Below are 22,053 nucleotides of genomic sequence, written 5' to 3' on the forward strand. Positions count from 1 at the left end.
GAAATCTCCCCATGGATCTGCAGCTTTCCGGCCGCGTCGCCGTCGTCACCGGCGCGTCCAAGGGCATCGGGCTGGCCGTCGCCCGCACCCTGGCCGAGGAGGGCGCCCACGTCGTCGCCGCCTCCCGTACGGCGCCTGACGCCCCCGACCTCAAGGTGACCCACGTCGCGGTGGACCTCATGGACCCGCAGGCGCCCGAACGGGTGGTCGCGCGGGCGGTGGAGGAGTTCGGCGGGGTGGACATCCTGGTCAACAACGCCGGTGGGCCGCCCCCCGGGACCACGCTGCCGCGCGTCGGCTTCATGACGCCGGACGACGCCGACTGGCGGGCGATGTTCGAGTTCAACCTGTTCGCGCTCGTCCGGACGGTGCGGGCGGCCGTACCGGTGATGCTGGAGCGGGGCGGCGGGGCCATCGTGAACGTCTCCTCGACCATGAGCCGGCAGCCCTCCGCCCTGAACGTCGACTACGGCGCCGCCAAGGCGGCCGTGACGGCGCTCGGCAAGTCGCTCTCCGAGGAGTACGGCCCCCGTGGCATCCGGGTGAACACCGTCTCGCCCGGGCCGGTGCTGACCGACTGGTGGACCAAGGACGGCGGCGCGGCCGAGGTCATCGCCGGGATGGCCGGCTCCGACAAGGACAGCGTGATCTCCCAGGTGGCTCCTGAGATGATGCGGCTCACCACCGGGCGACTCGTGCACCCGCAGGAGATCGCCGACGCGGTCGCCCTGCTGGTCTCGCCCCGCTCCGGCAGCACCACCGGCGCGGAGTTCGTGGTCGACGGAGGCCAGCTCAAGGAGATGTGAGCCCTTCCCGGCTCCATCCGGAGGAGGATGGGGCCGGGAACACCCCGCCGGACCGCGGCGGGCGTTCGGGGCCGTGAACCCAGGCGGCGGGTTGTGGCAAGACATCCGTGACCGATCCCCCTACAGAAGGGCGGAGATGACCACGCAACCCGCCATCAGGGGTGCGGACTCCGAGCTGGTGAGCGCCTCGCTGACCGATCCCGAGGCGTTCGCCGAACTGTTCGACCGCTACTCCGCCATGCTCTACCGGTACGCCTCCCAGCGCCTCGGCCCCGAGCCCGCCGAGGACCTCGTCGGTGAGACGTTCCTGGTCGCCTTCTCCCGGAGACAGAGCTACGACCTGGCCTACCAGGACGCCAGGCCGTGGCTCTTCGGCATCCTCACCAAGCTCGTCTCCCGGCACCGCCGCACCGAGGCCGCCCGCTACCGGGCCTTCCTGCGTGCCCCTGTCGACTCCGCCGTGGAGTCGCCCGCCGACCGGGTCGCGGCCGGGGTGAGCGCCCAGGCCGTACGCACGGAGCTGGCCGGCGCCCTGGCCGGGCTGCCCGCCAAAGACCGTGACGTGCTGCTGCTGATCGCCTGGGGCGACCTGACGTACGAGGAGACCGCGCGGGCGCTCGGCATCCCCGTGGGAACCGTGCGCTCCCGCCTCAACAGGGGCAGGCGGAAGGTACGGGCCGCGCTCGGCGACGCCAACCCGATGGAGGAGGAGTGAAGATGGACGACCTGAAGCTGCTCCGCGATCTCGGGGCGGAACTGACGCACGAACCGCCCGCCACGCTCGTCCGCCAGCGCGACCGGCTCCTGCGCGACCGGCCACGGCGCAGGTGGTCCGGGTGGTGGACGGCCGGGCTCGTCGCCGTGGCCACGGCCGCCGCCGTGGTGGTGCCGACGGCGTTCACCGCGGTCCGCCACGTGGCCGCGCCACCCGCGGGGACCGACACGGTGGACGTGAGCGGCACCCGCAACGTGCTGGTCATCGGCTCCGACACCCGCGAGGGCGCGGGCAACGAGCAGTACGGCCCCGCTCTGGCCCGGCAGAACGCCGGCCAGCGCTCCGACACGATCGTGATCATTCATGTGCCGGCCGACAGGAGCGGGGCCACGACGATCAGCGTCCCGCGCGACTCGATGGTCCAGATCCAGCGCTGCGGCTCGGACCCCGCCCGGCTGGACCTGATCAACTCGGCGTACGACTCGGGCGGCGCCGCCTGCCTCAGGACGACGCTGGAGAAGCTCACGGGGCTGCGCCTGCACCACACCGTCGAGGTGGACTTCGCCGGGTTCAAGGACCTGGTGGACGCGCTCGGGGGCGTACAGGTCAAGGTGCCGGAGCCGATCGACGACCGCGAATCGAAACTCAAGCTGCCCGCGGGCGAGCAGTTGCTCAGCGGGGAGGCGGCGCTCGGCTACGCGCGGCTGCGCAGGCAGGGCGACGGCTCCGACGTCGCACGGATCAAGCGGCAGCAGACGCTCGTGCTGGCGATGCTGAAGAAGACTCAGCAACAGGTGGCCGCCGACCCGACCAAGCTCAGGGCCCTCACCACGGTGGTGCGCGAGGCGGTGCGGACGGATCTCAGCATCGAGGAGGTGTACGCCCTGGGCACGCAGCTCGCGAAGTCCAAGCTGAACACCGTGTCGGTGCCCTGGGAGCCGTACGAGGCGGACAAGAACCGGCTCCAGTGGAGCCAGCCGGAGGCGGACAACCTGTTCAGGTCGCTGAAGTAGACAAGTGCGACCGTCGCCGGGCGACGGCGCTCGCCCGGGTGCGGCCGGTCATGACGGCCGCAGGCACGGGAGTACGGCCGGTCGAGGCGATGCCGGCGAGGGCTACGGGCGGTCGCGGTAGAGGCGGCGCAGGGCGATGCCCGCGGCGACGCCGCCCGCGACCGCGCCCACCCCGGCCGCGATGGGCAGCGCCGCCATCGTGGCCTTGCGGCCGGTGCGGAAGTCCTTGATCGGCCAGTCGTGTTTTCTGGCGTGCTCGCGCAGCTCGTTGTCGGGGTTGATGGCCACCGCCCGCCCGACGAGCGACAGCATCGGCAGGTCGTTGGCCGAGTCGCTGTAGGCGGTGCACCGGGTCAGGTCGATCCCCTCGCGGCGGGCCAGCGCGCGCACCGCCTCGGCCTTGGCCGGCCCGTGCAGCAGGTCGCCGACCAGCCGCCCGGTGTAGACGCCGTCGCTGGTCTCGGCGACCGTGCCGAGCGCGCCGGTCAGGCCGAGCCGCTGCGCGATGACCCTGGCCAGCTCGACCGGGGTGGCGGTGACCAGCCAGACCCGCTGTCCGGCGTCGAGGTGGCTCTGGGCGAGCGCGCGGGTGCCGCCCCAGATGCGGTCGGCCATGACCTCGTCGTAGATCTCCTCGCCGAGGCGTACGACGTCGTCGACCTTGGCGCCCGCGACGAACGCCAGGGCCGTCTCCCTGGCGACGGCGATGTGCTCGGGGTTCTCGTTGCCGCGCAGCCGGAAGACCGCCTGCCCCACGGCGAACCTGAACAGGTCGGACGTCGTGAACAGTCCGCGCGTGGCCAGCCCCCTGGCGAAGTGGTAGATCGACGCGCCCCGCATCATCGTGTTGTCCACGTCGAAGAAGGCCGCGACCTGAAGGTCCGGCTCGACAGGCGGCACCGTGACCGCGGCCCGTGCCGCGGCCTCGCCGGCGACCTCGGGCCGCACTGCCTGTCGTCGTCGCATAAGCCGCCACATGCGCTTCAGCTTACTTTCCTACTCAGGCGCGACCAGTCCTTCTATGTAGTCGAGATAGCCTTCTGCCTGCGCGAGTTGGTCGTCGTCGAGCTCCTGGAGCATCGGCTTGACGGCCTCCTCCTGATCTTTCGCGAACTTCTTGATCTTCGGTGAGCGCGGCTCCGCCCGTTCGAGCCGGCTGATGCCGGCCCGGGTCGACTCCTCCATGTCCTTGAGCGTCTTGTCGACCAGAGGGCCCTCGGCCGACGAGCCGAGCAGGCTGGCGACCTCCTTGGCGCGGGTCTGGGCCGAGTCGAGCTCACGCCGGCCGCGTTCGGCCTCGTCGGCGCTGAGGCGTACGAGCGTGCTCTCCGCGGCGCGCTTGAGCGGGTAGAGCGTGTCGCCCGGCACGGCCCGGTAGGTGGCGAACGAGGAGACCATCATCGCCGCCGCCAGCCCCACGGCGGCGAGCTGGGACAACAACGGCTGCCGACGTGCCGGCCGCTGGGCCGGTCGCTGGGCCCGCCGCTGTGCCGCCCGCCCTGACCGCCGCCGGTGTCCGGCCGCCCGCGCGGGCGGCTCGGGCTCCGGCTCGATCGCGCCGGACAGCAGCTCGGCGCGCAGCCGTTCCCTGAAGGCGGGCTCGGGGGCGCCGCCGAGCGGCAGCTCGCGCAGCTCGGTGAGGTGCACGAGCAGGCGCTCCTGCCGCTCGCGCGCGCTACTCATGACAGCTCCCTGACCGTTGCGGCCACAACATCTGCCTAACGAAGGGCGCATGGGGGAGGTTACGCCAGGTCGTGCTTGAGAGCCCTGGCCAGCGCCCGTACGGCACGGAACTGCAGCGCTTTGATCGCTCCACTCTTCTTCCCCATGATCAGCGCGGTTTCCGCGAGCGAGAGGCCGTGCAGGAAGCGCAGCACGACGCATTCCTGTTGTTCGGGATTGAGATCTCGTACGGCACGCAGCACCCGGTCGTTGATGATGGCCGTGACCACGGCGTTCTCGGGAATGTGGGAGCCGTCGAGCGGAACGTCGATCACCTCTCCCGTCGGGATCTCCAGCCGGTAGCGGCCCGACTTGAAGTGGTCGGTCACCAGGTTTCTCGCGATGGTCACGAGCCAGGCCCCGAAGTCGCGGCCCTGCCAGGTGAAGTCGCCGATCCTGCGCAGCGCCCGGAGGAAGGTCTCGCTGGTCAGGTCCTCCGCCAGCGGGTGGGAGCCGACCCGGAAGTAGATGTAGCGGTAGACCAGGTCCACGTAGCGGTCATAGAGCGTGCCAAACGATTGGTTACATCCGTTCTTGGCCAGCATCACCAGCGAACGGAGGTCGTCGGGCGGGTCTTCGCGCACGGCGACCTCGCCCGTCCGGGCAGGTCCAGCGACCGCTGGCGCCAGCAGCCCGGCGAACGGCGACGAGTCAGGCATCCGGTATCCCTAGGGGTAAGGGGTGCGGCGTGCTCGAACACTCTAGAAATCAACCGGAAAATCCACAATCCACAGCATGCTTGCATGACTAGGTGTAATCGGCGGATACCGTGGTGGACCGACCCGTTCCCTCTTCGGCTACCGGCTGGGAGGCATCGTCCGGCAGCATTGGAGTCACCATGGAGATCCTCGTTGCTGTCATAGCTTTTGCCGGTGCGCTCCTGGCCGCGATCGCGGCGGGCGCCCTGATCCAACGACTGCGCGACGATCCTGAGGGATGGTTGATCGCCTGGACCGTTGCAGTCGGTGCGCTGTGCCTGTCCCTGGGCGCGATCGGCATCGGCTATCTCGCGGGCTTCGGCGGCGTCACGTTCCGGATCTATCAGGTGACAGGGTCGTTGCTGGCGCCGCTCTGGCTGGCCGTCGGTCTGGTGCAACTGCTGTCGGAGAAGGTGCCGCCCCGGTTCCTGGCGTGGCTGCTCGGCATCGCGCTGACCTTCGTGGCCACCGTCATCATGGTCCTCGACCCGCTGAAGACCGACGACATGAGCAGGCTCCTGCCCTCGGCCGCCAACCACTGGAACGTCTTCCCCAGCTACCTGCTGGTCGGCGTGCACGTGGTCGACCTGGTGCTCATGCTGGCGATGCTGGTCGTGGCCGGGCTCAAATGGCGCGGTGGCGACGAGTACGACACCGACAACCTGCACGCCACCCTCGTCATCGTCCCGTCGGGGCTGGCCGTCGTGGGCGCCATGCGGTTCGCGGTGCCGCCGCTGTTCACCACGGCGCTGCTGGCCGTGGCCGCGGCGGCGGTCTGGTACACCGTGCTGCGGCCCCTGGCGCCGTACGAGGACGACGACGAGGACGACTTCGACTCCGACGGCGACGCGCGCCCCCCGCGCCGTGACGAGCGCTCTCAGCGCCGCGAGGAGCGTGCCCAGCACCGCGAGGAGCGCGCCCAGCACCGCGAGGAGCGTCCCGTGGCGCTCGACGAGCGCCAGATGCCGCCGGGGGAGCGCCCGATGTTCCGCGACGAGGTGCCCCAGCAGGGCGGCCGCCGGGGCATGCCCGAGCCGGTGCCCGCCGCCGACCCGCCGGCCGCGCCGCCGCGCCGGTCGTCGGGGCTGGGAGACCTGGTCGCCGAGTATCGGGCGGGCGACAGGGAGGTCGACTACGCGTCGCGGATGACGCCGCCGCCCGACGCCGGCCCCTCGACCGGCTACATCATGAACGGCACGCCCTCGCGGCCCGACTACGCGATGCCCGACACCGGCGCCGTCTACCCCGGCGCCGAGCTGTTCACGCCCGCGGCGCAGCAGCAGGCCGACTCCGGCAAGCCCGCGCCGAACATCTACGGCCTGCTCACCGTCTTCACGATCATGGACGGCGCGGGCGACGCGTTCGACCGGCTGGCCGAGGCGACCGTCGAGGCCGTGCGCCGCGGCGAGCCCGACACGCTCATCTACGTCTGCCACGCGGTGAAGTCGGCGCCGCTGCAGCGCATCATCTACGAGCTCTACCGCGACGAGGTGGCCTACCGCGACCACCAGCGGCAGCCGCACGTGGAGCGGTTCGTCAACGACCGGCAGGCCATGGTGCTGGCCACCAACGTCATCGAGCTCAACGTCAACGCCGCGAAGGTGATGCCGCTCCCGATGGTCGCGTACTGACCCCGGGCCCCGCTACGCGCCGAGCGCGGCCCGCAGACGGGCCTCGTCGACCCGCCAGAAGTCGTGCTGCACGCCGTCGATCAGCGTGACCGGGATCATCTCCCCGTATTTCTCACTCAGCTCCTCGGAGGAGTCGATGCCGATCTCCTCCCATGGCACGCCCAGCTCGCCCGCGACCCTGGCAATGATCTCACGCGCGTCGTCACACAGGTGACAGCCGGGCTTGCCGAGCAAGGTGATGCGGTGCATGGAGCAACCGTACCCCGCCGACTTTGTGCATCGGTTCACAAAGGGATTAACCTGAAAGACGGTTCGATTCCGTTCACGCGGTCCCCAAGCCGCCCGTCCCCTGGAGCACCGGCACGTGAAGAGCGCGTCCCAGCCGCGTGACCGCGGCATTCCCGAGGCGACGGTCGCGAGGCTTCCGTTGTACCTCAGGGCGCTGCACGGGATGGCGGAGCGGGGTGTCGCGACCGTCAGCTCGGAGGATCTCGCCGTGGCCGCCGGGGTCAACTCGGCCAAGCTCCGCAAGGACCTGTCACACCTCGGCTCGTACGGCACTCGCGGCGTCGGCTACGAGGTCGAGTACCTCGTCTACCAGATCTCCCGCGAGCTGGGCCTGACGCAGGACTGGGCGGTCGCGATCGTCGGGGTCGGCAACCTCGGCCGCGCGCTGGCCAACTACGGTGGGTTCGTCTCCAGGGGCTTCCGGGTCGCGGCGCTCGTGGACGCCGACCCCGAAGTCGTGGGCGATACCATCGCGGGGTTGAATGTGGAGCACATCGACGAACTGGAAGCCGTGATCAAACGGCGTGGAGTCTCGATCGTGGTTCTGGCGACACCGGCGGCAGCGGCGCAGAAAGTGTGCGATCGCGTGATCGCCGTGGGCGTCACCAGCATCCTGAACTTCGCCCCAGTCGTGCTCTCCGTGCCAGAAAGCGTCGATGTCCGTAAAGTCGACCTATCAATCGAACTGCAGATTCTCGCGTTCCACGAGCAACGCAAGGCTGGGGGGCCACTCATGGCGGTGGACGGTCAATGAGTGTTCTGGCTATCGGACTCAGCCACCGGACGGCTCCGGTGGCCCTGCTGGAGCGCGTCTCGGTCGCCGGCGACGCGCTGGTCAAACTGCTGCACGACGTGCAGCAGGACCCCTGCGTCGCCGAGGCGATGGTGGTCTCGACCTGCAACCGGGTCGAGGTCTACGCGACCGTCGACCGGTTCCACGCCGCCGTCACCGCCGTCAGCACGCTGCTGGGCGAGCACTCCGGCGTACCCGCCGACGAGCTGACGCCGCACCTCTACGTGCACTACGAGGAGCGGGCGGTCGAGCACCTGTTCTCCCTGGTGTGCGGCCTCGACTCCATGGTGGTCGGGGAGGGGCAGATCCTCGGGCAGGTCCGTCAGGCGCTCAAGCTGGGCCAGCGCCACGGCACCGTGGGCGCCACCCTCAACGAGCTGGTGCAGCAGGCGCTGCGGGTCGGCAAGCGGGCCCACCACGAGACCGGCATCGACAAGCACGGGGCCTCCCTCGTCTCCGCGGGCCTCGCCCTGGCGGGCGACCTGGCCGGGCGGCGGGCGCTGGTGGTCGGCGCGGGCTCGATGAGCTCGCTGGCCGCCGTCACGCTCGCCCGCGCCGGGGTCACCGACATCGTGGTGGCCAACCGCACGTACGAGCGGGGCGCCCGGCTGGCCGAGTCCGTCGGGGGCCGGGCGGTCGGGTTCGCCGCCGTGGCCGGCGAGCTGGCCGGGGCCGACATCGTCATCACCTGCACGGGCGCGGGCAAGCACGTCATCACGCCGCCGATGCTCACGCGGCCGGCGTTCCTGCTGGACCTGGCGCTGCCGCACGACATCGACCCGGCCGTGCGCGAGGTGCCCGGCATCACGCTGGTCGACCTGGAGACGATCAAGGACTCGGGCATAGGCTCGCGCGAGGGCGACGCCGTGCAGTCCGTACGCGCGCTCGTCGCGGACGAACTGCGCGCCTACCTCGACGCCGAGCGGGCGGCCAAGGTCACCCCGACCGTCGTGGCGCTGCGCAGCAAGGCGGCCGGGGTGGTCGAGTCGGAGCTGGGCCGCCTCATGATGCGCATGCCCGACCTCGACGAACGGGCGCGCGACGAGGTCGCCATGACCGTCCAGCGGGTGGTCGACAAACTGCTTCACGAGCCGACTGTGCGTGTCAAGCAGCTCGCCACCTGTCCAGGAGGCGATCATTATGCGGAAGCCCTGCGTGAGCTGTTCAACCTGGATCCGAAGATGCCCGAGGCCGTGAGGGAGGTGGAGCTGTGACGTCCCGGTCCGGCGCGCTGCGGCTCGGCACCCGCCGCAGCCTCCTGGCGACCACGCAGTCCCAGACCGTGGCCGACGCCACCACCGAGCGCACCGGGTGCGCCGTCGAACTCGTCGGCGTCACGACCTTCGGCGACGTCACCAAGGCCCACCTCGCCCAGCTCGGCGGCACAGGGGTGTTCGTCAGCGCGCTGCGCGACAAGATCGCCGAGGGTGAGATCGACTTCGCCGTCCACTCGCTGAAGGACCTGCCGACCACGCAGGACCCGCGCTTCACGCTGGCCGCCATCCCCGCCCGCCACGACCACCGCGACGCGCTGGTCGGCGCGCACAAGTTCGCCGACCTGCCGCCCGGCGCCCGGGTCGGCACCGGGTCGCCGCGGCGCGTCGCCATGCTCAGCGCGCTGCGTCCCGACCTCGAGTACGTGGCCATCCGCGGCAACGCCGACACGCGCATCGAGAAGGTCAACTCCGGTGAGCTGGACGCGGTCGTCCTGGCCTCGGCCGGCCTGACCAGGCTCGGCCGCAGCGCCGACATCGCCCAGGTCTTCGAGATCGAGGAGCTGCTGCCCGCGCCGGGACAGGGCGCGCTGGCCGTGGAGTGCGGCTCCGACCGCCCCGACCTGATCGAGCTCCTGAGCGTGCTCGACGACCCGCACACCCGCACCGCGGTGACCGCCGAACGCGCCGTGCTGAGCGCCCTGGAGGCCGGGTGCTCGGCTCCGGTGGGTGCTTTCGCGCTCGATGACGGGCACACTCTGAACCTGACCGCTGTGGTCGTCTCCATCGACGGCCGCGAAGCGGTCCGCAAGTCCGCCGCCGGCTCTCCTTCGGAGTCAGCGAACCTGGGTCGCCTCCTCGCGGCCGAGATGATCGCCGAAGGGGCCGACAGATTGATGGGGGAGCATTCCCATTGAGCTCCGATAGTCCGACCTCCGGTTTCGTCGCGTTCGTGGGCGCGGGTCCCGGTGATCCCAACCTGCTCACGCTCCGCGCCGCCGAGCTGCTCGGCAAGGCCGACGCGGTGGTGCTCGACGAAGAGACGCAGACCCCGCTGCTGCGTCACTGCCGCGAAGGCGTCGAGATCGCCGAGGGCGACTTCGTCCAGCGCGCCGCACGCGGGCAGCTCGTGGTACGCCTGGTCGAGGGCGACCCCATGCTGTTCTCCTCGATCACCGAGGAGGTCGCGGCCTGTGCCGCGGCGGAGGTGGACTTCGAGATCGTGCCCGGCGTGCCGCCCGCGACCGCCGTGCTCACCTACGCCGGCATCCCGCCCGCGACCGACGTGCCCGAGTTCCGGGTCGTCGACGCCGCCCAGGACCAGGACTGGGCCGTGCACGCCGCCTGCCGCGGCACGCTGGTCATCTACAACGGCATCGGCGACGCCGTGGCCATCGGCAAGGCGCTGGTGGCCGGCGGCAAGCCCGACACCACGCCCGTCGCGGTCAGCAGCGGCGGCACCACGACCGAGCAGTACACCGTGGTGTCCTCGCTCGGCCGGCTCCAGGCCGACCTCAAGCACGCCGGCATGACCGAGCCAGGGCTGATCGTGGTGGGCGAGGCCGTGCGGATGCGCGACAAGCTGTCGTGGTTCGAGACCAAGCCGCTGTTCGGGTGGCGGGTGCTGGTGCCCCGTACGAAGGAGCAGTCGCGCAGCCTGTCCGAGCAGCTCATCTCGTACGGCGCGGTGCCGGAGGAGGTGCCGACCATCTCGGTCGAGCCGCCGCGCACCCCGCAGCAGATGGACCGTGCGATCAAGGGCCTGGTCACCGGCCGCTACGAGTGGGTGGCCTTCACCAGCGCGAACGCGGTCAAGGCCGTCCGCGAGAAGTTCGAGGAGTACGGCCTCGACGCCCGCGCCTTCGCCGGGCTCAAGGTGGCCGCCGTGGGCGACGCGACCGCGCGGGCCCTGGTCGAGTTCGGGGTCAAGCCCGACCTGCTGCCGTCCGGTGAGCAGTCGTCGGAGGGGCTGGTGGCCGAGTGGCCGCCGTACGACTCGATGCTCGACCCGATCAACCGGGTGCTGCTGCCGCGGGCCGACATCTCCACCGACACGCTCGTGGCCGGGCTGACCGAGCTGGGCTGGGAGTGCGACGACGTCACCGCGTACCGCACCGTGCGGGCGGCCCCGCCGCCCGCGCCCATCCGCGAGGCCATCAAGGGCGGCGGCTTCGACGCCGTGCTCTTCACGTCGTCGTCCACCGTACGCAACCTCGTGGGCATCGCGGGCAAGCCGCACAACGTCACCGTGATCGCGGTCATCGGGCCGCAGACGGCCAAGACGGCCGACGAGTTCGGGCTCCGGGTCGACGTCATGGCCGACAAACCGTCCGCCTCCGCCTTGGCCGCCGCGGTGGCCGAGTTCGGGGCCAAACAGCGTCAGGCGGCCCTGGCGGCGGGCGACACGCCGCGCAGGCCCTCGCAGAACCGCCGGGGCGCCAGAAGGAGAGCCAAATGAGCGCACGATTCCCCGTCGCCCGCCCCCGCAGGCTGCGGCGCAACCCCGCGCTGCGCCGGATGGTGGCGGGCACCAGGTTGCACCCCGCCGACCTGATCCTGCCCATGTTCACCAAGGAGGGCATCGCCGAGCCGCAGCCGGTGGCCTCGATGCCCGGCGTCGTGCAGCACACCCGCGACTCGCTGCGCAAGGCCGCCCGCGAGGCCGCCGAGGCGGGCGTCGGCGGGATCATCCTGTTCGGCGTCCCCGCCGTGAAGGACGCCCGCGGCTCGGCCGCCGACGACCCCGACGGCGTGCTGCAGGTGGCCCTGCGCGACGTGACCGCCGAGGTCGGCGACGCCATCGTGGTGATGGCCGACACGTGCCTCGACGAGTTCACCGACAACGGGCACTGCGGGATCCTCACCCCGTCCGGCGACGTGGACAACGACGCCACCCTGGAGCGGTACGCCTCGATCGCGGTGGCCCAGGCCGAGGCCGGGTCGCAGATGGTGGCGCCGAGCGGGATGATGGACGGCCAGGTGGGCGCCATCCGCGCCGCCCTCGACGGGGCCGGTCACGCGAACGTGCCGATCCTGTCCTACTCCGTCAAATACGCCTCCGCCTTCTACGGCCCGTTCCGCGAAGCCGCCGAGTGCGCACCGCAGTTCGGCGACCGCGGCACCCACCAGCAGGACCCGGCGGGTCCGCTGGAGGAGGCGCTGCGCGAGGTCCGTCTCGACCTGGCAGAGGGCGCCGACGCGGTCATGGTCAAGCCCGCGCTGGCCTACCTCGACGTCATCACCCGCGTCCGCGACGAGGTGGACGTGCCGGTCGCCGCCTACCAGGTCAGCGGCGAGTACGCGATGGTCGAGGCCGCCGCGGCCAACGGCTGGGTCGACCGGGACCGGATGATCATGGAGTCGCTGGTCGCGATCAAGCGGGCCGGGGCCGACCTGATCCTGACGTACTGGGCCACGGAGGTGGCACGAACGCTCTAACCAAGGGGTTTCCCGTCAACTCGTGGGACGTGTGGGTTAGAGTTGCATGACAAGTGCTGGTGTGTCCCGCGTGTGCGTTGGTGCAGACTCCGCTGGTCGCGCTGGCCGTGTGCCGCGGCCCGCCGCAGGCGCGGATCCCGCGACCTGCCGGTCGGCCGCTGAAGACGGCCGACCGTGCCGCCCGGAGCCGGGGCCTGCTCAGGCGCTGTTACTCGACGGGAGACACCAATGGTGGGGGTACCACTGGCTCGGCGTACCAAAAAGCGGTCGCGGCCGACACGCATCGAGGCCGTGCTCGAATACGCCGCCCTGGGCTGGCCCGTCGTACCGGGCGCCTATCCGCTGCGCCACGGGCCGCGCGCCTGTTCCTGTGACAGGGTCGGCTGTCCCGACCCGGGCGCCCATCCGCTCTCGCCCGCCTGGCACGTGCAGGCCACGACCGACCCCGCCCTGCTCACGCGCTGGTGGCAGAACGAGCCCGAGGCCGGGGTGATCGTGCCCACGGGGCGCGTGTTCGACGTCTTCGACGTACCGCTCGCCTCCGGCCTGTCGGCGCTCACGCGAATCGACGCCGCCGGAGCACACCCGGGCCCGGTCGCCGCCAACGGCGACCGGGTCCTGTTTTATGTGGCCACCCGGGGCAACCCTGAGGACGAGGACGAATGGTGGTCGTGTCAGCTCGACTGCGACCCGGCGACCATCGACGACACGCCGGGGCTGCGCTGGCACTGCCGCGACAGCTACGTCCTCGCGCCGCCCTCGGCGCTGCCCGGCGGCCAGTCCGTCGCCTGGCTACGCCCTCCCGACGGCCGCCCGCTCCCCGACCCGCTGCGCCTCCTGGAGTGGCTGGCCGACTGAGCTCAGAACCGGCGGAGGTCGCGCTGCCACAGTGCGGAGCTGTCGATGGGACAGAGGCTCAAGCGAGCGCTTCTCTCCATGCGGCCTTCTCCGCCAGACGCGCTGCCTCGGCCTGGTCGAACTCGCCCCGCTGAGCGCGTGCCGCGAGCTTCCCCAGCGCTTCGAGCCGCCTGCCCCGCGCGACGTACTCCCGGAGAGGTACTCCCGGAGAGCGAGAGCGAAGAGCGTGTGCGGCGCCACTATGCCGTGCCTTGTGCCCGATCTCGGGGGTGGTGGCCGGCGCGGCTAACCTTGGTTCCCGTGAGCCGTACACAGAACTCCGAGGACCTGTTCGCCCGCGCCCGCGCGATCGTGCCGGGAGGCGTCAACTCCCCGGTACGCGCGTTCGGCGCGGTGGGCGGCACCCCCCGCTTCATGGCCTCGGGCTCCGGCCCCTACATCATCGACGTCGACGGCAACCGCTACGTCGACCTGGTGTGCTCGTGGGGCCCGATGATCCTCGGCCACCGCCACCCCGCCGTCGTCGAGGCCGTCTCCGGGGCCGTGGCCGCCGGTTTCTCCTACGGCACCGCCACCCCGGGCGAGGTCGAGCTGGCCGAGGAGATCGTGGCCAGGGTGGCGCCCGTCGAGAAGGTGCGCCTGGTCAGCTCGGGCACCGAGGCGACGATGAGCGCCGTGCGGCTGGCCCGTGGGTTCACCGGGCGGTCAAAGGTGATCAAGTTCGCGGGGTGCTACCACGGGCACGTCGACGCGCTGCTGGCCGCGGCCGGGTCGGGGGTGGTGACGTTCGGGCTGCCCGACACGCCCGGCGTGACGGGGGCGTCGGCGGCCGACACGATCGTGCTGCCGTACAACGACGTCGCGGCCGTCGAGGAGGCGTTCGCCACGGCCGACGTCGCGTGCGTGATCACGGAGGCGTGCCCGGCGAACATGGGCGTCGTCCCGCCGCTCGACGGTTTCAACGCGCGCCTGCGCGAGCTGTGCACGGCCCACGGCGCGCTGCTCGTCGTGGACGAGGTGCTGACGGGCTTCCGCGTCTCCCCGGCGGGCTGGTACGGCCTCGACCCGGTCGACGCCGACCTGATGACGTTCGGCAAGGTGATGGGCGGTGGGCTGCCGGCGGCGGCGTTCGGCGGCCGGGCCGACGTGATGGCCTGCCTCGCGCCGGAGGGCCCCGTCTACCAGGCGGGCACCCTGTCGGGCAACCCGCTGGCCTGCGCGGCCGGCCTGGCCACGCTGCGGGCCCTCGACGCCGAGGCGTACGCGCGGGTCGACGCCGCCGCGCTGAAGGTGGGGGAGGCGGCCTCCGAGGCGCTGGGCGCGGCGGGGGTGCCGCACCGGCTGCAGCGGGCGGGCAGCCTGTTCTCGATCTTCTTCACCGAGTCGCGGGTCACGAACTTCGCCGAGGCCAAGGCCCAGAACACCGACGCGTTCACGGCGTTCTTCCACGCGATGCTCGACCAGGGCGTCTATCTGCCGCCGTCGGCGTACGAGGCGTGGTTCCTGTCGGCCGCGCACGACGACGAGGCGCTCAACCGGATCGCCGACGCTCTCCCCGCGGCGGCGAAGGCGGCCGCCGCCGTCCTGTGACCGACGGGGCGGCTACCTGAGGGGGCGTGCCGCCGTAGCGGCGACGGCAAGGGGCTCACCATGCGCCGAGCCCGCTCAGCGAGCGGGCTTCTCGTAGCGGATGCGCTGGTCGCGCGCCTGCTCGGCGAGCACCTTGAGGTACGACACGGGGGTGGGCTGCGGCTTCTTCGTCTTCAGTATTCTCATGCAACTATTTTCATCTGCTACACATTCAACGACAAGCGAGACTTTCTACGCTAAACCATTTAGGCTGGCTTACATGTTGGACTTGAACCGGCTCAAGGCCCTTCACGCGGTGCACGTCTACGGGTCGGTCGGCGCGGCGGCCGAGGCGCTCATGGTCACCCCGTCGGCGGTCTCGCAGCAGATCGCCAAACTGGAGCGGGAGACCGGCGCGCGGCTCATGGAGCGCAGCGGGCGCGGCGTACGCCTGACCGACGCCGCCGGCCTGCTGGCCGAGCACGCCGAGCGCATCCTCGCCCTGGTCGAGACCGCGGAGGCCGACTTCGAGGCGCTCCGGGGCGAGGTCGTCGGCCGGCTCAACATCGCCGCCTTCCCCACAGCCGTGCGCGGCCTGATGCCCGGCGCGCTGGTCTCGCTCAGGCAGCGCCACCCCGACCTGTGGGTGCAGCTCACCGAGCGCGAGCCGGAACGCGTGGTACGCGACGTCTCCAGGGGCGAGCTGGACCTGGGCGTCATCCAGGACTGGCTCAACCGCCCCATGGCCCTGCCCGAGGGCCTGTCCAAGGCCACGCTGCTCGACGACGTGGCCGACGTGGCCATGCCCGCGGCACACCCGCTGGCCGGAGAGCGGGAGATCGAGCTGGCCGCGCTGCACGGCGAGCAGTGGATCAGCTCCTCGCCCGGCACGGTCTGCCACGACTGGCTGGTCTTCACGCTGCGCAGCGCCTCGCTGGAGCCGGTGATCGCCTGCATGGCCGACGAGTACCCGACCCAGCTCGCCCTGGTGGCCGCGGGCCTGGGCTGCGCGATCGTGCCGCGCCTCGGCCGCGACTGCGTGCCCGCGGGCACCCGGCTCGTCCCCATCCGGCCGCGCCAGTCGCGGCGCATCTACGCGGTGTGGCGTACGGACGCGGCCCGTCGTCCCGCGATCAGGGCCATGGTGGAGGCGCTGGCGGAGGCGAGCAGGAAACAGGAGAACGCCTGGGCGGTGAACTGAGGGTGTCCGTATCCGGTGCGGGCGCTGACGGCACGGCCCGGGCGAGCGGATAGGCTGTGCCCACCATGGCTGAAACCACCGTCGTCCACCTGCTGCGCCACGGTGAGGTGCACAACCCGTTGGGCATCCTGTACGGCAGGCTGCCGGGCTATCACCTGTCCGAGACAGGTCAGCTCATGGCCGAGACGGTCGCCAAGGCGATCGGCGGCCGCGACATCGTCGCGCTCTACAGCTCGCCGCTCGAGCGCGCCGTGGAGACGGCGACCCCGCTCGCCGACAAGCTCGGTCTGGAGATCGTCCAGGACGACCGGCTGATCGAGGCGGGCAACTTCCTGCAAGGGCGCGTCGTGGGCAAGGATCTCCGGGTGCTGCGCGACCTGCGCAACTACCGCTACTTCTGGAACCCGCTGCGCCCGTCCTGGGGAGAGCCCTACCCGGTCATCGTGCGGCGCATGAAGTCGGTGATCGACGAGGCCAGGGCCGCCGCGCGCGGCCACGAGGCGGTGCTCGTCAGCCACCAGCTCCCGATCTGGGCCATCAGGTGCGCCGCGGAGGGCCGCAGGCTCTGGCACGATCCGCGGCGCCGGCAGTGCACGCTGGCCAGCCTCACCACGCTCATGTTCGCCGGCGATCGCCTGGTCAGCATCGGCTACAGCGAGCCCGCCGGATCGCTGCAGACCGGACGGCCGATCCCCGGGGCCTGATGTCCGGGGCGCGCGGGCACCCCGGTAGAGTTGCAAGCTCTACCGGTTGTAGTACAAGGAGATCTTCCTCCGTGCGCGCCAAGTCCTTCCCCCTTCTCCTGCTGGCCGTGCTCGTCGCCGGTTGCGCGGGCAACCAGAGCGGTCAGCCGCAGGCAGGCGACACCAGGTTCGTCGCCGGCGACGGGAAGATGCAGGTGTTCGAGGCGGCCGAGCGTAAACCGGCGCCCGTGGTCGAGGGGCCGACCCTCGACGGCGGCACCGCCTCGCTGGCGGCGCACAAGGGCAAGGTCGTGGTGCTCAACTTCTGGGCGTCGTGGTGCGGGCCCTGCAGGGCCGAGGCGCCGGTGCTCAAGGAGGTCGCCGCGAAGACGAAGGACACCGGCGTGCAGTTCCTCGGCGTCGACTTCAAGGACCGCCAGGCCGACGCGCAGGCGTTCGAGCGCACCGAGCAGACCGGTTACCCGCACATCTTCGACCAGCCCGGCAAGGTCGCGCTGGCCTTCCAGGGCACGGTGCCGCCCGCGGCCATCCCGTCCACGCTCATCATCGACAAGCAGGGCCGCATCGCGGCCAGGGCGCTGGGCGCGGTCAAATACACCGACCTGATGAACACGGTGACCAAGGTGCGCGATGAGTGAAGTCGTCGCCTCCGGCTCGCTGCTGCTGGCCGTGCCCATCGCGGTGCTGGCCGGGGTGGTGTCGTTCCTGTCGCCGTGCGTGCTGCCGCTGGTGCCCGGCTACCTGTCCTACGTCACCGGCATGAGCGCCGACCCCAAGCGGGGCCGGCTGGTGCTGGGGGCGGCGCTGTTCGTGGCCGGGTTCGGGCTGGTGTTCGTGCTCAGCGGGGCGCTGTTCGGCGGCCTCGGGTCGGTCATGCTGGGCAACGCCGTCCACATCACGCGGGTGCTCGGCGTGCTGACCATCGTGCTCGGGCTGGCGTTCCTGGGCGTGGTGCCGGGGCTGATGCGCGACGTGCGCATCCACCGCATGCCCGCCGCGGGGCTGGCGGGCGCGCCGCTGCTCGGGGTGGTGTTCGGCCTGGGCTGGACCCCCTGCATCGGGCCCACCCTGGCCGTCGTGCTCACGCTCGGGCTCAACGAGGGCAGCGCCGGGCGGGGCGCCCTCCTGGCCATGGCGTACGCGCTGGGCCTGGGCCTGCCCTTCGTGGCCGCGGCGCTCGCCTACAGCAAGGCCCTGCGGACGTTCCGGGCCATTCGCAAGCATTCGCGCCTGATCACCCGGGTCGGCGGCGGCATGATGGTGGCCGTCGGCGTCCTGCTCGTGACCGGGCTATGGGGAGAGATGATCGCGGCCATGCAGGGGCTGATCGGCTCGTTCGAGCCGGTGATCTGATGAGCGTCGAAGAGCTGGAGCGGACGAAGGCGCCCGAGCGGCAGGCGTTCGGGGCGACGGCCTGGCTGCGCTGGGTCTGGCGCACGCTCACCTCGATGCGGACGGCGCTGATCCTGCTGTTCCTGCTCGCGCTGGGCTCGGTGCCCGGCTCGCTGGTGCCGCAGCGCGGCGTCGACCCCGACAAGGTCGCCCGGCTCTACGAGCAGAACCCGGGCCTGGCCGAGTGGTACGACCGCTTCCAGCTCTTCGAGGTGTTCACCTCGGCCTGGTTCGCGGCGGTCTACCTGCTGCTGTTCACCTCGCTGATCGGCTGCATCATCCCGCGCACCGCGACCTACCTGCGCGAGCTGCGCCGCAAACCGCCCGCCGCCCCGAAGAACGTGTCCCGCCTGCCGCACGCCGCCTCGTTCGAGGGTGAGCTGGAGGTCGCGGAGGCCGCCGCGCGGCTGCGTAAGCTGCGCTTCCGGGTCGTGACCGGCGACGGCTGGGTGTCGGCCGAGAAGGGCTTCCTGCGCGAGACCGGCAACCTGTTCTTCCACATCGCGCTGCTCGGCATCCTGCTCGCGATCGGCGCCGGCTCCCTCTTCGGCTACCGGGGCAACGTGCTGGTCGTCGAGGGCGACGGGTTCGCCAACACCGTGGCCGCCTACGACCGCTTCATCCCGGGCAGCCAGGTCTCGGCCGAGTCGCTGGAGCCGTTCTCGTTCCAGCTCGCCGACTTCAAGGTGGCCTACCAGGTCACCGGCGACAAGCGCGGGCAGGCGCTCGATTACACGGCCCGGCTCAAGGTCAACGACTCGCCGCAGTCGTCGGCCCGCGACTACGACCTCAAGGTCAACGAGCCGCTGGAGATCGACGGCACGCAGACCTACCTGATCGGCAACGGTTACGCGCCCGTCTTCAAGGTCACCGACGGCAAGGGGCAGGTGGCCTACGAGGGGCCCGTGCCCTGCCTGATCGAGGACAAGACCACGATGACCTCGGGCTGCGTGGTCAAGGTGCCCGACGCGCAGCCGGCGCAGCTCGGTTTCCTGCTGCAGTTCATGCCCACCAGCGTGCCGCTGACCGACGGCGGCCACGCCTCGGCCTTCCCCGGCGAGCTGAATCCCGAGGTGCAGATCCTCGGCGCGTTCTCCGGCGACCTGGGGATGCGCTCGGGCAGGCCGCAGTCGGTCTACGAGCTGGCCGAGCCCGAGTTGCTGAAGAAGCTCAAGCCTCTGGTCATGGGGTCCGCCACGGCCAAGCCGCTGGCCGTGGGGCAGTCGGTCGACCTGCCCGACGGGGCGGGCAAGATCGAGTTCACCGGCGTGAAGGAATGGATCACGCTCCAGATGGCCTACGACCCGGGGCGCCTGCCCGCCCTGGTGGCCGCGGCCACCGCCGTCGTCGCCATCGCGCTCTCACTCATGATCCGCCGCCGCAGGGTGTTCGTACGGATCGGCGAGGGCCGGGTCGACGTGGGCGGTCTGACCCGTGCAGAGGGCTCAGCGGCGGGCTTCGCCGAGGAGTTCGCCGACATCGTCAAGGTTCTATCAGCGGGAGTGAAGGATGAACGCTGAGCAACTCGCCGAGCTGAGCGACCTTTTCGTCGTAGCGGCCGTTCTGCTCTACGTCGTCGCCATGGTCGGGTTCGCGATCGAGCTGGCCTTCGACCGGGCGCGTCCCGGCAAGGCGAAGGCCGCCACGAGGCGGGAGGTCGAGGCCAGGCAGCCGGTCGCGGTCGGCGCGTCTGGCGGCGACACCACCACCACCACTGGAGCGGTGGAGGAGGCCGAGACGCCCGCCGCGCCCGCCGCGCCTCCGGCGTGGGCCCCCAAGGCCGGCACCGTGGCCCTCGTGCTCGCCTGGGTCGGCTGGGCCGCCAACTTCGGCGCCCTCGTCACCCGCGGCCTGGCCGTCGACCGGTGGCCGTGGGGCAACATGTACGAGTTCGTGGTGGCCATCTGCTTCGCCGCCGTGTCGGCGTTCCTCGGCACCCAGGTCCGCCACAACGTGCGCTTCCTCGGCGCGTTCGTCATGGTCATCAGCGCGCTCGGGCTCGGGCTGGCGGTCAGATACTTCTACACCGTCGCGGGGCCGGTGGTGCCCGCGCTCGACTCGTACTGGATCGCCATCCACGTCTCCGCGGCGATCATCGCCAGCGGCCTGCTGGCCCTGGCCGGTGTCGCGGGGGTGCTCTATCTGGTGCGCGGCGACGGGATGTCACGCCTGCCCTCCCGCGCCGACCTGGAGAAGGTGGCGCACCGGGCGATCGTCTTCGCCTTCCCGCTCTGGACGTTCGCCGTCATCGCGGGCGCGCTGTGGGCGGACCGGGCGTGGGGCCGCTACTGGGGCTGGGACCCCAAGGAGGTGTGGTCGTTCATCACCTGGGTGGCCTACGCCGCCTATCTGCACGCCAAGGTGACGGCGGGCTGGCGGGGCAGGGCCGCGACGATCGTGCAGCTCGTGGCGTTCGGGTGCCTGCTGTTCAACCTGATCGGGGTCAACATCTTCATCGACGGGCTGCACAGCTACGCCGACGTGAAGTGACCCCGCCGGGAGCTAGCTCAGGTCGTCGCCGCGCATCCGCCGGTCGAGGTCGCGAAGGAAGTCGGGGTCGTCGTCCGGCCCCTTCGGCGCGCCCGGACCCGGGGGCACGGGCCAGGCGGCGCGCGGGGCCCGCGGACGGCCGCGCGCCATCCACACCAGGCCGCCGAGCAACGGGATCAGCACGACGATGAGGATCCAGAGCGCCTTTGGTACGTTCCTGACCTCGTCTTCAGGCGTCGTGACGACGTCGAACAACGAGAAGAGCCAGAAGGCCAGCAGCGCGAGGCCGATCAGAACACCTGCCATGTCCCGAACTGTAAGCCATGTAGCTGTGTGATCGTGCTGCCCGATGTCCCATTTCGGATGACTAGCGGAAGATCGGCGTCGTACGGTGGAAACCGATCCGACGGTGTCCATGGGACTTCACGGGGCGTTGAGGGGTGCGATGGCCTTTTCTCACGACAAGGGTCCCGGTGACAGAGGGCGGCACCGGCGCGGCCGTTGGTGGCGGCGTGGCTCGTATTTGTTCTCGCGCCGCACCGAGTCGCCGCCCGAAGCCGACCGCTCGTTCTGGTCCAGCGTCCGCGAGAGGCGCCAGGAGGCCCGCGCGGCGGCCAGGGGTCTCAACGGCGCGGAGCGGCGCCATTGGCCGGGAGACGACGGGCTGAAGGGGCGGCCCGAGCGAGGCCGGGGTGGCGAGCCCGAGAGGAGGATGTGGCCGGGCGGCGAGGCGAAGGAGCGGACGCCGCGGCACCCGCAGGAGACGACCTGGGACGCCTTCGACGTACGCGAGCGCGGCGAGCGGCTGCCCGCCGCCGTGGTCGTCGACCGGCCCCGCTACACCTGGTACGACTTCGAGCTCGCCGACCAGCCCCTCAGAGCCCGGCCCAACCGGCCCGACCTGCCCTCGCTCGGCGACGGCCTGCGCCACTGCGGCGCGCTCGAGTCGATCCTGCACCGCCAGTGGGACGCCAGGCTGGGCCCGCCGCCCGCGGACGTCGTCAGGGCCGTGGAGAGCCTGGCCAGGCTGCCCGACCGGCTGAAGGAGCTGCTGGCGGCCCGGCTGGAGGGCATCTACGTCGGCCCTGGAGGCGTGCCCGACCTCGACGACATGGGCTACTTACGCGGTGCGCCGCTTCCATCAGGGCGCGCGACCTGGGACATCTGCGCGGGAGCGTACGGCGACCGCAAGATCGTCGTAGGCGACCGTCCCTCACCCACGCCTGACGTGATGATGCACGAGGTCGGTCACGCCATCGACGACGTCGACTCGTTCTACGGGGAGTGGGTGTCGGATTCACCGGAGTTCGTACGCCTCTACGAGGCCGCCGCGCCGCTGCTGACCTCGACCTTCCACCGCCAGGGCGGCGGGCTCGGCCGCAAGGAGTTCTTCGCCGATGCCTTCGCCGCCATCGCCGCCCGCCAGCGTCCCGCGCTCGTGGACATGCTCGGGGGCGACACGCGCATGGCGCTCGACATCATGCTGTTCTTCAACCGGCGCTACGGAATCTAGGTGATCGG

The 22,053-nt window shown here is 71.3% G+C and carries 23 protein-coding genes; 18 read left to right on the top strand and 5 right to left on the bottom strand.

The genetic code is table 11. The annotated features are described in order from the left end of the window. Positions 1–11: 11 nt before the first annotated feature. The 3 genes from ABD844_RS14035 to ABD844_RS14045 all read left to right on the top strand — a co-directional run bounded on the left by ABD844_RS14035 (position 12) and on the right by ABD844_RS14045 (position 2,534). Positions 12–806 (top strand): SDR family NAD(P)-dependent oxidoreductase, encoded by a 795-nt coding sequence (locus tag ABD844_RS14035; protein ID WP_344876821.1) that lies wholly within the window; start codon positions 12–14, stop codon positions 804–806. A 136-nt stretch (positions 807–942) separates the two neighbouring features. Further along, positions 943–1,521 carry an RNA polymerase sigma factor gene (locus tag ABD844_RS14040; protein WP_344876823.1) on the top strand — a complete coding sequence of 193 codons (579 nt, stop codon included), beginning with the start codon at positions 943–945 and terminating at the stop codon, positions 1,519–1,521. Between the two features lie 2 nt (positions 1,522–1,523). Beyond that, positions 1,524–2,534, top strand: coding sequence for an LCP family protein (locus tag ABD844_RS14045; RefSeq protein ID WP_344876825.1), 1,011 nt, complete (start codon positions 1,524–1,526; stop codon positions 2,532–2,534). Positions 2,535–2,636: 102 nt separating this feature from the next. Here ABD844_RS14045 and ABD844_RS14050 read toward each other — a convergent pair whose 3' ends face one another. From ABD844_RS14050 to ABD844_RS14060, 3 genes are read right to left on the bottom strand one after another with little or no spacing between them, the layout of a single operon-like run. Then, the gene (locus ABD844_RS14050; RefSeq protein WP_425568556.1) at positions 2,637–3,512 is read right to left on the bottom strand and encodes an HAD family hydrolase; all 876 of its coding nucleotides are present in this window, start codon (positions 3,510–3,512) and stop codon (positions 2,637–2,639) included. 18 nt (positions 3,513–3,530) lie between these two features. Continuing rightward, positions 3,531–4,217, bottom strand: coding sequence for a DUF5667 domain-containing protein (locus tag ABD844_RS14055; RefSeq protein ID WP_344876830.1), 687 nt, complete (start codon positions 4,215–4,217; stop codon positions 3,531–3,533). Between the two features lie 59 nt (positions 4,218–4,276). After that, positions 4,277–4,915 (bottom strand): sigma-70 family RNA polymerase sigma factor, encoded by a 639-nt coding sequence (locus ABD844_RS14060; RefSeq protein ID WP_344876832.1) that lies wholly within the window; start codon positions 4,913–4,915, stop codon positions 4,277–4,279. Positions 4,916–5,094: 179 nt separating this feature from the next. On the opposite strand from ABD844_RS14060, the gene ABD844_RS14065 reads away from it, so the two are divergent. Then, on the top strand, positions 5,095–6,585 hold the full coding sequence (locus ABD844_RS14065) for a putative quinol monooxygenase (protein WP_344876834.1): 1,491 nt from the start codon (positions 5,095–5,097) through the stop codon (positions 6,583–6,585). A 12-nt stretch (positions 6,586–6,597) separates the two neighbouring features. Here ABD844_RS14065 and ABD844_RS14070 read toward each other — a convergent pair whose 3' ends face one another. Then, on the bottom strand, positions 6,598–6,834 hold the full coding sequence (locus ABD844_RS14070) for a glutaredoxin family protein (protein ID WP_344876836.1): 237 nt from the start codon (positions 6,832–6,834) through the stop codon (positions 6,598–6,600). A gap of 115 nt (positions 6,835–6,949) precedes the next feature. On the opposite strand from ABD844_RS14070, the gene ABD844_RS14075 reads away from it, so the two are divergent. The 13 genes from ABD844_RS14075 (at position 6,950) to ccsB (ending at position 20,532) form a co-directional block, all read left to right on the top strand. Next, the gene (locus tag ABD844_RS14075) at positions 6,950–7,627 is read left to right on the top strand and encodes a redox-sensing transcriptional repressor Rex (protein WP_344876838.1); all 678 of its coding nucleotides are present in this window, start codon (positions 6,950–6,952) and stop codon (positions 7,625–7,627) included. Continuing rightward, entirely contained in the window at positions 7,624–8,880 is a 1,257-nt protein-coding gene (locus ABD844_RS14080) for a glutamyl-tRNA reductase (protein WP_344876840.1), read from the top strand. Before ABD844_RS14075 ends, ABD844_RS14080 begins: the two co-directional genes overlap by 4 nt. Next, a complete protein-coding gene (gene hemC, locus ABD844_RS14085; protein WP_344876842.1) occupies positions 8,877–9,797 on the top strand; it encodes a hydroxymethylbilane synthase in 921 nt (306 codons plus the stop codon). The genes ABD844_RS14080 and hemC overlap by 4 nt, the downstream gene beginning before the upstream one ends. Next, positions 9,794–11,338: a bifunctional uroporphyrinogen-III C-methyltransferase/uroporphyrinogen-III synthase gene (locus ABD844_RS14090; RefSeq protein WP_344876844.1), complete on the top strand. Its 1,545-nt coding sequence runs from the start codon at positions 9,794–9,796 to the stop codon at positions 11,336–11,338. Before hemC ends, ABD844_RS14090 begins: the two co-directional genes overlap by 4 nt. After that, positions 11,335–12,318, top strand: coding sequence for a porphobilinogen synthase (hemB, locus tag ABD844_RS14095; RefSeq protein WP_344876846.1), 984 nt, complete (start codon positions 11,335–11,337; stop codon positions 12,316–12,318). The genes ABD844_RS14090 and hemB overlap by 4 nt, the downstream gene beginning before the upstream one ends. Before the next feature lie 228 nt (positions 12,319–12,546). After that, the gene (locus ABD844_RS14100) at positions 12,547–13,176 is read left to right on the top strand and encodes a bifunctional DNA primase/polymerase (protein ID WP_344876848.1); all 630 of its coding nucleotides are present in this window, start codon (positions 12,547–12,549) and stop codon (positions 13,174–13,176) included. A gap of 300 nt (positions 13,177–13,476) precedes the next feature. Next, positions 13,477–14,766 (top strand): glutamate-1-semialdehyde 2,1-aminomutase, encoded by a 1,290-nt coding sequence (gene hemL / locus ABD844_RS14105; RefSeq protein ID WP_344876850.1) that lies wholly within the window; start codon positions 13,477–13,479, stop codon positions 14,764–14,766. Positions 14,767–15,025: 259 nt separating this feature from the next. Further along, positions 15,026–15,946, top strand: a complete 921-nt coding sequence (locus ABD844_RS14110; RefSeq protein ID WP_344876852.1) for a LysR family transcriptional regulator — start codon at positions 15,026–15,028, stop codon at positions 15,944–15,946. 65 nt (positions 15,947–16,011) lie between these two features. Further along, the gene (locus ABD844_RS14115) at positions 16,012–16,650 is read left to right on the top strand and encodes a histidine phosphatase family protein (RefSeq protein WP_344876854.1); all 639 of its coding nucleotides are present in this window, start codon (positions 16,012–16,014) and stop codon (positions 16,648–16,650) included. Between the two features lie 71 nt (positions 16,651–16,721). After that, positions 16,722–17,288 (top strand): TlpA family protein disulfide reductase, encoded by a 567-nt coding sequence (locus ABD844_RS14120; RefSeq protein ID WP_344876856.1) that lies wholly within the window; start codon positions 16,722–16,724, stop codon positions 17,286–17,288. Further along, positions 17,281–18,003, top strand: a complete 723-nt coding sequence (locus ABD844_RS14125) for a cytochrome c biogenesis CcdA family protein (RefSeq protein WP_344876858.1) — start codon at positions 17,281–17,283, stop codon at positions 18,001–18,003. Before ABD844_RS14120 ends, ABD844_RS14125 begins: the two co-directional genes overlap by 8 nt. Continuing rightward, positions 18,003–19,562 (top strand): cytochrome c biogenesis protein ResB, encoded by a 1,560-nt coding sequence (gene resB, locus ABD844_RS14130; RefSeq protein ID WP_344876860.1) that lies wholly within the window; start codon positions 18,003–18,005, stop codon positions 19,560–19,562. The genes ABD844_RS14125 and resB overlap by 1 nt, the downstream gene beginning before the upstream one ends. After that, entirely contained in the window at positions 19,552–20,532 is a 981-nt protein-coding gene (ccsB, locus tag ABD844_RS14135; protein ID WP_344876862.1) for a c-type cytochrome biogenesis protein CcsB, read from the top strand. Before resB ends, ccsB begins: the two co-directional genes overlap by 11 nt. A 12-nt stretch (positions 20,533–20,544) precedes the next feature. Here ccsB and ABD844_RS14140 read toward each other — a convergent pair whose 3' ends face one another. Continuing rightward, complete coding sequence (locus ABD844_RS14140; protein WP_344876864.1) at positions 20,545–20,838, bottom strand: PLD nuclease N-terminal domain-containing protein; 294 nt, start codon at positions 20,836–20,838, stop codon at positions 20,545–20,547. 139 nt (positions 20,839–20,977) lie between these two features. Between ABD844_RS14140 and ABD844_RS14145 the strand changes: the two genes are divergently transcribed. Continuing rightward, positions 20,978–22,045 (top strand): hypothetical protein, encoded by a 1,068-nt coding sequence (locus ABD844_RS14145; protein ID WP_344876866.1) that lies wholly within the window; start codon positions 20,978–20,980, stop codon positions 22,043–22,045. Positions 22,046–22,053 lie beyond the last annotated feature (8 nt).

Origin of the sequence: Nonomuraea antimicrobica (assembly GCF_039536965.1) — a bacterium.
Classification (GTDB): Bacteria; Actinomycetota; Actinomycetes; order Streptosporangiales; family Streptosporangiaceae; genus Nonomuraea; species Nonomuraea antimicrobica.

What these genes read in the sequence shown, in the direction of transcription:
- ABD844_RS14035 (WP_344876821.1), top strand. Translation starts at nt 12, where the DNA reads ATGGATCTGCAGCTTTCCGGCCGCGTCGCCGTCGTCACCGGCGCGTCC.
- ABD844_RS14040 (WP_344876823.1), top strand. Translation starts at nt 943, where the DNA reads ATGACCACGCAACCCGCCATCAGGGGTGCGGACTCCGAGCTGGTGAGC.
- ABD844_RS14045 (WP_344876825.1), top strand. Translation starts at nt 1,524, where the DNA reads ATGGACGACCTGAAGCTGCTCCGCGATCTCGGGGCGGAACTGACGCAC.
- ABD844_RS14050 (WP_425568556.1), bottom strand. Translation starts at nt 3,512, where the DNA reads ATGTGGCGGCTTATGCGACGACGACAGGCAGTGCGGCCCGAGGTCGCC.
- ABD844_RS14055 (WP_344876830.1), bottom strand. Translation starts at nt 4,217, where the DNA reads ATGAGTAGCGCGCGCGAGCGGCAGGAGCGCCTGCTCGTGCACCTCACC.
- ABD844_RS14060 (WP_344876832.1), bottom strand. Translation starts at nt 4,915, where the DNA reads ATGCCTGACTCGTCGCCGTTCGCCGGGCTGCTGGCGCCAGCGGTCGCT.
- ABD844_RS14065 (WP_344876834.1), top strand. Translation starts at nt 5,095, where the DNA reads ATGGAGATCCTCGTTGCTGTCATAGCTTTTGCCGGTGCGCTCCTGGCC.
- ABD844_RS14070 (WP_344876836.1), bottom strand. Translation starts at nt 6,834, where the DNA reads ATGCACCGCATCACCTTGCTCGGCAAGCCCGGCTGTCACCTGTGTGAC.
- ABD844_RS14080 (WP_344876840.1), top strand. Translation starts at nt 7,624, where the DNA reads ATGAGTGTTCTGGCTATCGGACTCAGCCACCGGACGGCTCCGGTGGCC.
- hemB (WP_344876846.1), top strand. Translation starts at nt 11,335, where the DNA reads ATGAGCGCACGATTCCCCGTCGCCCGCCCCCGCAGGCTGCGGCGCAAC.
- ABD844_RS14100 (WP_344876848.1), top strand. Translation starts at nt 12,547, where the DNA reads ATGGTGGGGGTACCACTGGCTCGGCGTACCAAAAAGCGGTCGCGGCCG.
- ABD844_RS14110 (WP_344876852.1), top strand. Translation starts at nt 15,026, where the DNA reads ATGTTGGACTTGAACCGGCTCAAGGCCCTTCACGCGGTGCACGTCTAC.
- ABD844_RS14115 (WP_344876854.1), top strand. Translation starts at nt 16,012, where the DNA reads ATGGCTGAAACCACCGTCGTCCACCTGCTGCGCCACGGTGAGGTGCAC.
- ABD844_RS14125 (WP_344876858.1), top strand. Translation starts at nt 17,281, where the DNA reads ATGAGTGAAGTCGTCGCCTCCGGCTCGCTGCTGCTGGCCGTGCCCATC.
- resB (WP_344876860.1), top strand. Translation starts at nt 18,003, where the DNA reads ATGAGCGTCGAAGAGCTGGAGCGGACGAAGGCGCCCGAGCGGCAGGCG.
- ccsB (WP_344876862.1), top strand. Translation starts at nt 19,552, where the DNA reads ATGAACGCTGAGCAACTCGCCGAGCTGAGCGACCTTTTCGTCGTAGCG.
- ABD844_RS14140 (WP_344876864.1), bottom strand. Translation starts at nt 20,838, where the DNA reads ATGGCAGGTGTTCTGATCGGCCTCGCGCTGCTGGCCTTCTGGCTCTTC.
- ABD844_RS14145 (WP_344876866.1), top strand. Translation starts at nt 20,978, where the DNA reads ATGGCCTTTTCTCACGACAAGGGTCCCGGTGACAGAGGGCGGCACCGG.